General features: G+C 60.2%; 9 protein-coding genes. 5 read left to right on the top strand and 4 right to left on the bottom strand.

Annotated features, from left to right (window positions below; genetic code table 11):
- Nucleotides 1-3: 3 nt before the first annotated feature.
- Genes Q0603_RS08850 through Q0603_RS08835 form a run of 4 tightly spaced genes read right to left on the bottom strand, consistent with a single transcriptional unit; the run spans nucleotide 4 to nucleotide 4,217 of the window.
- Nucleotides 4-585: a histidine phosphatase family protein gene (locus Q0603_RS08850; RefSeq protein ID WP_298724728.1), complete on the bottom strand. Its 582-nt coding sequence runs from the start codon at nucleotides 583-585 to the stop codon at nucleotides 4-6.
- Nucleotides 582-1,721: a glycosyltransferase family 4 protein gene (locus tag Q0603_RS08845; RefSeq protein ID WP_298724726.1), complete on the bottom strand. Its 1,140-nt coding sequence runs from the start codon at nucleotides 1,719-1,721 to the stop codon at nucleotides 582-584. Before Q0603_RS08845 ends, Q0603_RS08850 begins: the two co-directional genes overlap by 4 nt.
- A 4-nt stretch (nucleotides 1,722-1,725) precedes the next feature.
- Nucleotides 1,726-2,964 (bottom strand): glycosyltransferase family 4 protein, encoded by a 1,239-nt coding sequence (locus Q0603_RS08840; RefSeq protein ID WP_298724723.1) that lies wholly within the window; start codon nucleotides 2,962-2,964, stop codon nucleotides 1,726-1,728.
- A 29-nt stretch (nucleotides 2,965-2,993) separates the two neighbouring features.
- The gene (locus tag Q0603_RS08835; RefSeq protein ID WP_298724721.1) at nucleotides 2,994-4,217 is read right to left on the bottom strand and encodes a glycosyltransferase; all 1,224 of its coding nucleotides are present in this window, start codon (nucleotides 4,215-4,217) and stop codon (nucleotides 2,994-2,996) included.
- Between the two features lie 95 nt (nucleotides 4,218-4,312).
- On the opposite strand from Q0603_RS08835, the gene Q0603_RS08830 reads away from it, so the two are divergent.
- The 5 genes from Q0603_RS08830 to Q0603_RS08810 are packed head-to-tail and all read left to right on the top strand — an operon-like array spanning nucleotide 4,313 to nucleotide 10,534.
- Nucleotides 4,313-7,030 (top strand): ABC transporter ATP-binding protein, encoded by a 2,718-nt coding sequence (locus Q0603_RS08830; protein WP_298724720.1) that lies wholly within the window; start codon nucleotides 4,313-4,315, stop codon nucleotides 7,028-7,030.
- A gap of 26 nt (nucleotides 7,031-7,056) precedes the next feature.
- On the top strand, nucleotides 7,057-7,512 hold the full coding sequence (locus tag Q0603_RS08825) for a cyclic nucleotide-binding domain-containing protein (protein WP_298724718.1): 456 nt from the start codon (nucleotides 7,057-7,059) through the stop codon (nucleotides 7,510-7,512).
- Nucleotides 7,513-7,519: 7 nt separating this feature from the next.
- Entirely contained in the window at nucleotides 7,520-8,005 is a 486-nt protein-coding gene (locus Q0603_RS08820; RefSeq protein WP_298724716.1) for a class I SAM-dependent methyltransferase, read from the top strand.
- The gene (locus tag Q0603_RS08815) at nucleotides 8,002-9,015 is read left to right on the top strand and encodes a P1 family peptidase (RefSeq protein WP_298724714.1); all 1,014 of its coding nucleotides are present in this window, start codon (nucleotides 8,002-8,004) and stop codon (nucleotides 9,013-9,015) included. Before Q0603_RS08820 ends, Q0603_RS08815 begins: the two co-directional genes overlap by 4 nt.
- Before the next feature lie 16 nt (nucleotides 9,016-9,031).
- Complete coding sequence (locus tag Q0603_RS08810; protein ID WP_298724712.1) at nucleotides 9,032-10,534, top strand: ABC transporter substrate-binding protein; 1,503 nt, start codon at nucleotides 9,032-9,034, stop codon at nucleotides 10,532-10,534.
- Nucleotides 10,535-10,578: the final 44 nt, after the last annotated feature.

Genomic DNA, 10,578 nt, shown 5'->3' with positions numbered 1-10,578 from the left:
GCTTCACTCCAGGGGGATATTGAGGGCCACGGGAGAAGGGTGACCGTTGCTGCTGATTTCGAAATCCTGCAGGCAGGTCCATTTCAGTTTGACGGGGGGCTTGCCCAGCATGGGCCAATCATAGGCGAGCGCCAGAATGGCACGGATGACGCCCTTATGGGTCACTGCGCCGGCATCGATTCCTGCCGCGGCGATGTCCCGCAGCCAGTTTTGGACACGCTGTTGCACCTGGCGGGGGCTTTCGCCGCCAGGCGGCAGAAGATCAAGGCCGCGGGCTTCGTTTGCCGTGAACGCCTCGCCGTAGCGGTCGCGCAGTTCAGCAAGCGTATGGCCCTCATAGACACCCCAGTTCATTTCGATCACGGCAGGCGCCATTGTGGCATCCAGGCCTAGCAATTGGGCCGTTTCCCGGGCGCGCAGCAAAGGGCTGACATACCAGCGGCGGTGCCGGTAAGCGTCCGGCACGCGACAGCCGGAAAGAGTTGCGCGTCCTGCTTCGGACAGCGGAAGATCCCTGCGGCCTTGCAGCCGTCCTTCCGCATTCCACTCGGTTGGGCCATGGCGAAGCAGGGCGATCCGGGTCATGCCGCTAACACCAATCGATCCAGAATGGAGGCAAGCCGTTCCTGCGCTGCTTTCATCGACAGGTTCCCGGTGACGTGATCCCGCGCACGGCGCGCCATGGCTTCGCGCCTGGGGGTATCTTTTAGCAATGATAGCAGCGCTTGAGCCATGACCTGCGGATCATCGCTAGCAGTAAGCACCCCCGTCTCATCGTGGCGTACGATGTCAGGCACACCTCGTGTCGCGACGGACAGGACGGGTACACCGGCCGCCTGGGCTTCAAGCAGCGCCATGCCGTAGGCCTCGTTCACCGCAGGCCAAACGTAAATGTCGCTGGCGGCATAAACGGCATTCAGGCTCTCACTGCCGAGCTGGCCGAGGAAAGTCGTACAGTTTTGAATACCCGAGAAGGCTGCCTCGACGGTGCCACGTTCCGGACCGTTGCCGACAATGAGCATCTGCCACGGCGCGGTCCGCGCCAGCTTCAAGACCTCGGCCAGCCTCCGATAGGAAGCCAGCTTGTCACCATCGCGCATCATGCCGACCGCCAGAAGCCAAGGGCGATCTTGAGGCAAATTCCATTTCGCGGCCAAAGCCTGACGATGCGCCTGTCGTTGCGCTGCGGCCAGCGCGAGTGGCCCCGAATCAAGGAAGGGCGGAAATGTATGGACTTTGGTTTCGCCGACGAAATTCACCAGACAGGCTCGATCCAGTGTCGTGATTGCTAGAATGGCGTCAGCCGCCTGGATCGCCCCGGCGGCTTGTGCGTAACCAGCCGCCCAAGGACCGCTCTTGTGCTTGGGCGCAATCGAAGCCTCGGAAATCAGGTATGGAATGCCGAAACGCGCTTTGAGCGTGGGAGCGAGATAATCGGCTGCCTTATGATAGACGTGGTAGGTGAACAGCAAATCCGGCCGTTCTGCCGGGTTAGCCGTCCAGGTGTTACTCAAGCGAGCGATTTCAGCGCGGGCCGCCGCTGCCGTGGCATCCTCGGTGGCGGGATCTCCAGTCTTGTTGTAGCTGCGAAGCTCTGAAATGACGCTGACTTCATGCCCCAACCCCGCCATTGCGGCCATGAATAGCCGGGCCATCCGGCGATCTCCCGATGGTGCCGGATGGCTGGGTGGCTTGAGGGGGGCATAGAAGCCGATTTTCATGATCTCATGCAGGCAAGCCGAAACGGCGTGCCAGCTCGGTGATGCCACTGGTCATCTCGAAATGCTTGCGGACACGCGCCGCCCCGGCAAGGCCGATCCGCTGCCGTAATGCGGGGTCCAGGATCAAATGGCTGAGGGCGACGGCCAAAGCCTGCGGGTCTTCCGGAGGCACTAGCAGGCCCGACTCGGAATCCGTGATCAGTTCCGGAATGGCCGAAATTGTGCTGGCGACACAGGGCAGGCCCTGGCTCTGTGCTTCCAGCAGCACATTGGGCAGGCCATCCATGTCACCCTCCTTATCGCGGCGGCAGGCGATGGCGAAGGCATCGGCAGCGCGGTAGGCGGCGATGACAGCATCCTGGGCTTGCGGCCCCGCCCATTCTACCCGGTCCTGAAGTCCGAGGCGCTCAGCCTGCTGTTGCAGCTTAGGCAGCAGCGGCCCGCCGCCAATATGGGTGAGCCGCCAATGCAGGTCTTTGGGCAGCAGAGCCAGCGCCTCAAGCAGCGTATCGAAGCCCTTCTTCTCTACGGCGCGGCCAACGGTCAACAACCGCACCGGATCGGCGGCGTCGCGGCCGTCACGCGCTGGTCGCCAATGGGGCGGCTCGGGGAAGCGGGTGAAATCCACCCCGTGATAGACGAGGGCCACCTTGCTGGGATCGCCCAGCGCCGTCAGATGCGCGACATTATGGGCGGTGCAGGTCACGATCCACTGGCAATCGGCCAGCTTCTCCCGCTTTTCCCATTCTGGCGTGATCCAGATGTCGCGGGCATGCGCCGAGGCACTCCACGGCAGCCCTAGAATGCGGGCGGCGTAGCGCGTCACCGATCCAGGCGTGTGAATGAAATGAGCGTGCAGGTGGCGGATGCGTTCTGGCAGTTCGGCCGCCAGCACCAAGGCCTGTCCAAACCGGCGAATGCGGTTGGGGGTCAAATCACGCTTCAGATCGCGCCACCATAAGGCTCGCGCAGTTTTGTAGCCGGGCAAACGGCGAACGCGCCACCAGCTTTTCAAAACTCTGATCGGTTCCTGATAGAGATATTCCGGCAGATAAAGGACGGAAGCGCGGATGCGCTCATGCAGCGCATGGCGCTTGTGATCGGTCGGATGGCGGAGCGACACGATCAGGATGTCTAACCCGCGTTGTTCCAGCGCGGCGATCTCCTGGGCAATGAACGTTTCCGAAAGGCGTGGGTAACCCTTCAGAACAAAGGCAACAGGAACCTGTGTCTCGCGTGACATACTACTTTGACAGAAGAGGGGGAGGCGAATCAGCCCCGCAGTTCGACCACATTGGTCGCGGGCGTCTTGGCAGGACGCAGCCACGGCTGCACCAGCCGGTCGACGTTGTCGAGGCCTTCCAGAAGTCCGGGGATCACCACCTCCGAAGGCAGGGGCTGGCGCGGCAGGTTGCGAATGGCTGCTGCCATCACGGTCGGATCGTATTCTCCATTGTCTTCCAGCATCCGCACCAAGCCCAATTCCTGGGCGCGATGGGCACGGATATATTGCTCCATGCGAGGCCGCTTGCGCGGCACGATCACGGCCCGTTTATCGAGCGTGAGAATTTCGCAGAAGGTGTTGTAGCCGCCCATCGCGATCACGCCGACCGCGTTCTGGACTAGGTGCTCCATATGGGCGTCGAAAGTGATTGCCTCAACCCGCGGCAGCCGGGCGACCCGCGCGAGAAACTCGGCGCGGCGTTCCCGCTGCATGAACGGCCCGAGCACGAGAAGGGCCGGGTAGGGCAGGATTTCACTGCTCTCGTAGGCCCGGAGCACCCATTCGATGAGCCCCTCGCCATCGCCACCGCCGCCGGGGGTGACCAGCAGAAAGGGGCGCTGTGTGATCTCAGGCAATTGATGCTCCGGCGGGGGTTCCGTCGAGAAGCGCGGCAGATACCCGGTATAGACCACCTTCCGGCGCACCCGTTCCGGCAGGGCAATACCCTCCAGCGGGTCGCAGAATTGCGGCAGGCCATAAACCCAGATCTGGTCGAACAGAGCTTTCAGCGCCGGCATGACGTTCTTGCGTTCCCACTCCGGGGCCAGCAGGCTCGGCTCGTCCATCACGTCGCGCAGGCCGAGCACGATTCGCGCGCCTCGGGCCTTCAGCATCTTCATGGTCTCCAGGGCTTCGCCGCGCAGACCAAGAGGCTCCTTGTCCACCAGGAAAATATCGGGATCGAAAACCCGCGCGGTATGCTGGATGATTTCCGCCCGGATTTTCAGCGTCTCCTCAATGTCCATCGGCAGGTTGAGGGACGTATATTGCCCATCCCGGAGCTTGATGACGCCTGGAATGCGCACGAAATCAACGCGGCTGCGGAAGTCGAAGCTGCCTATGATCGGCGACCCTGAGAGGATCAGCACTGACATGTCTTTATGGCGCTCGACCAAGGCGTGGGCGAGCGTTCGGCATCGGCGCAGATGGCCAAGGCCGAATGTGTCGTGGCTGTAAATCAGCACACGGGTGCCGTCGCTGCGCGATACCATACGGAGACCCCCCTTGGGAGCTTTCGCGGGACTATGGCACAGCCGTTGGCCTCAGGCCAAGAGCCGATACTAAGAATGATTCCTAGATTGTTCCGGTGGAGAGGGAAGATTGGCTCCCATCGTGGGCTGAGTTAAGGTCTGGCGCCAGCCAGGGAAGTACCGTGGAGAAGAATCTTTACCGCTTCATAGTGAAACACAGCCTGAAGCAGCAGGTAATCATCGTCCTGCTCTCGGTGCTATCCTTCGTTCCTTATTACTATTACCTGAGCATGCCCAAGGCCATCGTGAACCAGGGCATCGAAGGCAAGGACATAGAATTTCCGGTCGACCTTTTCGGCCTGGGCTGGTTCAGGCTGGACCATACCGAGTACTTGATGGTCCTCTGCATCGGCTTCCTGGGACTGGTTCTGGTTCAGCAGGGCTTCAAATACGCCATCAACTTTTTCCAGGGCGTGGCCGGAGAGCGGATGCTGCGGCGGCTGCGCTATGATCTTTATGCCCAGATATTAAGGTTCCCGATCCCGACCTTCCGGCGGACCAGTCAGGGCGAAATCATCCCGATGGTGATCGCGGAGGTGGAGCCTATCGGGGGCTTCATCGGCGAAAGCTTCGCTCTGCCAATTTTCCAGGGCGGAATGCTGTTGGTGATCTTCACATTCCTTCTGATTCAGAACCCGCTGATGGCGCTGGCGGCGGTGGCGCTGTACCCGATCCAGTTCTACTTCGTGCCGCGCATGCAGGCGAAGGTGCGGGCGTTGGGACGTGAGCGGATCAAAAATCAGCGTCGTCTATCCGATAGGATCGGCGAAACCGTCAGCGGCATTGTCGAGCTGCATACCCATGACGCCTCGAACCGCCTGCTGGCCGAATTCACCCGCCGGTTGGGCGTAAGCTATCGAATTCGCGTTGAGATCTTCCAGCGCAAATTCATGATCAAATTTCTGAATAACTTTATTCAGCAACTTGGTCCGTTCTTTTTCTATTCGATCGGCGGCTATCTCGCGATCAAGGGCAGTCTTGATGTCGGTACCGTAGTTGCGGCCGTGAATGCCCACAAGGAAATGGCGGCGCCTTGGAAGGAGCTGCTCAATCACTACCAGACCCGCGAAGACGTTAAGCAGAAGTACGATCAGGTCATCAGCCAATTCGAGCCCCCGGGCATGCGCGCGCCTGACGATCAGCATATCGAGCCGGAGACGCCGGTGGATTTGGGTGGCGAAATCAAGCTGATTGGCGTGGCCCTGCACGACGATCAGGGGCAGACGGTTCTGGATAATCTCAATCTCACCTTACCCTGGCCCGCGCGCGTGGCGGTGATCGGCAGCGGCGGGGACGATCTGCTTCAGCTTCTGGCGCGTACGAATATGCCAAGCCGTGGCAAGATCACGATCAACGGAAAAAACATCGCAGACCTGCCGGAGACGGTAACCGGCCGGCGGCTGGCCTACGTCAGCTCCGCATCCTACATTTTTAACGCGACGCTAGGAGAGAACCTCTTCTTCGGCCTGCGGCACCGGCCGTTGAAGCCCTTGCAGCGCGATCCCCAAGCTCAGCAACGGTATGAGCGCGAGTACAGGGAAGCTCTGGCTGCGGGAAATTCGCCCCATGATCCCGATGCGGATTGGACCGATTATGCCGCCGCCGGCGCGGAGGATCAGAAAAGCATCCTGGGGGCGGCTATTGCTGCGCTTCAGGCTGCGAGCTTCGACGAGGACGTGTTCCAGCTTGGCATGCGCGGGACAATCGATCCCAACACAAATCCGGAGCTCGTCGAAAAGGTGCTGAGCGCAAGACGGGCTTTCCGCGATCGTCTGGCCGATGATGCGCTGGCCGATTTGGTGGAGAGCTGGGATCCAGAGCGCTACAACAACAATGCCACGGTGGCCGAGAACCTTATGTTCGGTACGGCCCGAAACGGCATATATCACGAAGACAACCTCGCGCACGACCCGCATATCCTGCAGGTGCTCGATGCGGTCGGTCTGCGGAAGCGGTTCCTTGAGATCGGTTATGATGTTGCGAGCACGATGGTCGAATTGTTTGCCGATCTGCCGCCGGATCATGAATTCTTCCAGCAGTTCAGCTTTATCTCATCGGACGATCTGCCCGACTACAAAGACCTGCTGATGCGGGCCAAGCCTGACGCGCTGGATCACTTGTCAGCGCAGGACAAGGCGCGTTTGATGTCCTTGCCGTTCAAGCTGGTTCTGGCACGGCATCGCTTGGGTCATTTCGATGAGGCGGAACGCCAGGCCATCCTGAAGGCCAGAAAGATATTTGCCGAAACCTTGCCTGAGGATCGGCGTGATGCGATTGCCTTCTTCGACCCTGAACATTTCACGGTTTCATCCAGCATCGTGGACAATATCCTGTTTGGCCGGATTTCCTATGGGCAGGCCCAGGCTCAGGAGAAGATCGGCCGGGTAATGGCTGACGTTGTTGAGCAGTTGAAGCTGCGTGAACCGATTATTGCGGTTGGCTTCCAGTACGAAGTTGGCATCGGCGGGGCACGCCTGAGTGCCGCTCAGAGGCAGAAGCTGGCAATTGCCCGGGCGCTGATGAAGCGGCCCGACTGGCTGATGCTTTCAGAGGCAACCGCGCCCATGGATCCGCGCAGTCATGCCGCTGTCCTGCATTCCATCGTGGAACAGTGCAAGGATCGTGGCTTGGTATGGTTGTTGCAGCGTCCCGTGGATTGTGAGCATTTCGACTTGGTCCTGGTCATCGAGAATGGGGTGGTCGTGCAATCGGGTCATTATGCCGATCTGTGCGAACGCGGTGGCCGGTTCAAGGAACTGTTGGCGCAGGCCTGATCCGGACTTGGCAGGGGAGGTGGATTATGAGTTTGAATGAAGAAGTTGAATTACTCCGGCGCATCCCACTTTTCGCCAAGATTGAGCCTTCCAAACTCAAGCTATTGGCCTTCACCAGTCAGCGCCTGACCTATAAGCCCGGCGACGTCCTGTTCCGGCAAGGCGATCCGGGCGATGCCGCCTTTGTGATCATCGGCGGCGAAGCCGATGTGACGGTTGATACACCGGGCGGCCCTCTGACCGTCGCACGCTTGAAGCAGAACGATTTCGTTGGTGAAATAGCCATCCTCTGTGATGTGCCTCGCACCGCAACGGTCGCGGCGGCCACAGAGGTAACCACGCTGCGGATCGAAAAAGATCTGTTCTTCCGCTTGATCACCGATTTCCCGCAGATTGCAATCGAGATCATGCGTGTACTAGCGCAGCGGCTGGAGAGGACCACGGCCGATCTGCGTGCGCTGTCGGCCCAGATCAAGGATTGAAACACTTATGAGCCGGCTAGACAGTTTTATCCGACGCCTGGAGGCGCAGCGCGCATTGCTCAATTGGGCAGCTACCAAGCTGCCGGATCAGGGCTTGGCTCTTGAGGTCGGCCTTGGCAATGGGCGCACATTCGATCATCTGAGAGAAAAGCTGCCTGGCTGGAGAATCGTTGCCTTCGATCGTCAGAACAACGCCAATCCCCGCTCGGTGCCGCCTGTTGGCGATTTGATACTTGGGGAGTTTGCGACAGCCCTGCCAGCTTTTGCGGCTGAGCATCCTCAGGCCGCCCGGCTGATTCACTGCGACGCCGGCCTGGGGGATCCAGAGGCGAATGCCAAGCAGGTTGCGATGATCAGCCACTGGGTGCCGCCGCTCGCGGCACCTGGCGCGCTGGTGCTGTCCGATCAGCAGCTCAGTCATCCTGAGCTGGAAGAACTGCCATTGCCGGTTGCCATCCCGCCAAACCGGTATTTCGTCTACAAAAGACGATGAGCAAACCTGGCCCGCTGAATTTGCTGACGGATGTCGGCGGCTTGGCTGTTGGCCATGCCGCGGACGCCAAACTGCGCAGCGGTGTAACCGTCATTCTTCCCGAAAAGCGGGCTGCCTGTTCCGTCGATGTCCGCGGCGGCGCTTCCGGCACGCGCGAGACGGATCTGTTGCGCCCAGAGGCGTCCATGCAGGCCGTCGACGCCATATGTCTGTCGGGAGGTTCTGCCTTTGGCCTCGATGCCGCATCCGGCGTGGTTCACTGGCTGGCCAAGCGCAAGCGGGGCTACAGCATTCACAATCTGACGGTGCCGATCGTGCCGGCGGCCATCCTGTTCGACTTGAATAACGGCGGCGACAAGAACTGGGGCGACGAGCCGCCCTACCGGCGGCTTGGTCAGCTGGCTTGTGACAATGCCAGTGATGGAGCGTTCCCGCTGGGCAATATCGGTGCTGGCTATGGGGCGGCGGCGGGCAAGCTCAAGGGCGGCCTGGGGAGTGCCTCCTGGGTTGAACCTGACGGTCTGGTGGTTGCGGCGCTTGTCGCCGTCAATTCGGTCGGCAGTGTGATGACGCCCGACAATCGCGGTTTCTGGGCCGCGCCCTTTGAGCAGGACGCGGAATTCGGCGGCCAGCCTATGGGCATTGATCCCGGGCAATTGTCCCTGGGGATTCCTGTAGAATCCCGTATTGCAGGCCATACCTGTATTGGCGTCGTGGCCACTAATGCCGATCTCGACAAAGCCGCGTTACGTCATGTGGCAACCATGGCGCATGACGGCCTTGCCCGGGCGGTGCGGCCAATTCATACGCCTTTTGATGGCGATACCATCTTTTCTCTGGCCACGGCGACGTGGCAGGATCGGGTCGATGCAACAGGGAAGCCGTGGTTGACGGCCCGGATAGGCAGCATTGCGGCGGATTGCGTCGCTCGAGCGGTTGCCCGAGGAGTATGGGCGGCCGAGCCGATGGGGGCTCTTGGCAGTGCCAGGGAGGCGATGCCGAGGTCCTAAGAAAGGGAGAATGGAGATGCTTATTTCGAAAACATGGGCGGTTTTGGGGATAGGTGTCGCCTGGGGATTAAGCCTGACGCTCGCCGCGCCTCATGCTTCGGCTCAGGCCAAGAAGGATGCGCTAATTCTGGGCATGTCGCTGGAGCCGCCGGGGCTCGATCCCACCATCGCGCCGGCAGCGGCCATTGGCGAAATCACGCATCTCAATATTTTCGAAGGCCTGACCCGTATCCAGGAGAATGGCGAGGTCGCGCCGCTGCTGGCGGAGAGCTGGACTGTCTCTCCGGATATGATGACCTTTACCTTCAAGCTGAAGCAGGGCGTCAAATTCCAAGACGGCACCGCATTTGATTCCGCCGATGTAAAATATTCTTTCGAGAAATACGCGGGCGAGAAGAGCACCAACAAGCGCAAGGCTGTTTTTGCCAATATGGCAAAGATCGAAACGCCGGATGCGTATACCGTTGCGATCAGTCTGAAAAAGCCAGATCCTACCCTGCTGTTTAGCTTGGGTGAGAATACCGCGGTGATCACGGCGCCCGAATCCAGCGACACCAATGCGACCAAACCGATCGGAACCGGCCCGTATAAGCTGCAGGACTGGGTGAAAGGCGATTCCGTGACCTTGGTCGCGGCGGAAACCTATCGCGATCCGGCTGCGATCAAGATCAAGACGGTGAAGTTCCGCTTCATCTCCGATCAGGGCGCCATGGTGGCGGCGATGCGGGCGGGCGATCTCGATGCCGTGCCAATTGGCATCAATGGCGAGAATGTGCGCGAATTCCAGAAGGACAAGCGCTTTACGGTGACAGTGGGCTCGACCGAAGGCGAGACCATGCTCATCATCAACAACAAGCGCAAACCGCTCGATGACGTCCGGGTCCGGCGCGCGTTAAGCCACGCCATCGACAAGCAGGCCGTTCTGGAGGCTGCGGCGGCAGGGCTTGGCAAGGTGATCGGAAGCCATTTCCCGCCGCATCATCCTGCCTATGTCGATCTGACCAGCATGTATCCTTACGATCCGGCCAAGGCGAAAGCACTGCTGAAGGAGGCTGGCGTTGGCAACCTTGAACTGACGCTTCGCTTGCCGCCGCCGCCTTATGCCCGTCCCATCGGCGAGGTCGTACAGGCGATGCTGGCTGACGTGGGAATTACGGCAAAGATCGAAAGCGTCGAGTGGGCACAGTGGCTGGACGGGACGTTCAAGAACAAGAATTTTGATCTGACCGTCGTCAGCCATGTCGAGCCCAACGACTTCGTCAAGTACGCCGAGCCGGATTACTACTGGCAATACGACAGCAAGGAGGCTCAGGCGCTGATCGCCAAGGCGACTTCGACGCTCGACAAGGCTGAGCGGACCAAGGCGTTGCAGGATTTGCAGCGGCGCCTTGCTGAGGATGCGGTGAATGTTTTCCTCTACAATCTGCCGCGTCCCACGGTTTATAAGACCGGCCTCAAGGGGCTATGGGTCAACGCGCCGATCTTTGTCAACGATCTGGCGGCGGTTTACTGGGAGTAGAGCAGGGGGCACATCAACAAACAAAAAGCCCGCCGGAATAATCC

Origin of the sequence: uncultured Ferrovibrio sp. (genome assembly GCF_937960835.1) — a bacterium.
Taxonomy (GTDB): Bacteria; Pseudomonadota; Alphaproteobacteria; order Ferrovibrionales; family Ferrovibrionaceae; genus Ferrovibrio.
The sequence above is the reverse complement of the archived record's forward strand: the minus strand, read 5'-3'. Positions and strand labels throughout refer to the sequence as shown.

Bases quoted from the DNA above. Each gene is read 5' to 3' on its own strand.
- Q0603_RS08850 (WP_298724728.1), bottom strand. From the start codon at position 585: ATGACCCGGATCGCCCTGCTTCGCCATGGCCCAACCGAGTGGAATGCG.
- Q0603_RS08845 (WP_298724726.1), bottom strand. From the start codon at position 1,721: ATGAAAATCGGCTTCTATGCCCCCCTCAAGCCACCCAGCCATCCGGCA.
- Q0603_RS08840 (WP_298724723.1), bottom strand. From the start codon at position 2,964: ATGTCACGCGAGACACAGGTTCCTGTTGCCTTTGTTCTGAAGGGTTAC.
- Q0603_RS08835 (WP_298724721.1), bottom strand. From the start codon at position 4,217: ATGGTATCGCGCAGCGACGGCACCCGTGTGCTGATTTACAGCCACGAC.
- Q0603_RS08825 (WP_298724718.1), top strand. From the start codon at position 7,057: ATGAGTTTGAATGAAGAAGTTGAATTACTCCGGCGCATCCCACTTTTC.
- Q0603_RS08820 (WP_298724716.1), top strand. From the start codon at position 7,520: ATGAGCCGGCTAGACAGTTTTATCCGACGCCTGGAGGCGCAGCGCGCA.
- Q0603_RS08815 (WP_298724714.1), top strand. From the start codon at position 8,002: ATGAGCAAACCTGGCCCGCTGAATTTGCTGACGGATGTCGGCGGCTTG.
- Q0603_RS08810 (WP_298724712.1), top strand. From the start codon at position 9,032: ATGCTTATTTCGAAAACATGGGCGGTTTTGGGGATAGGTGTCGCCTGG.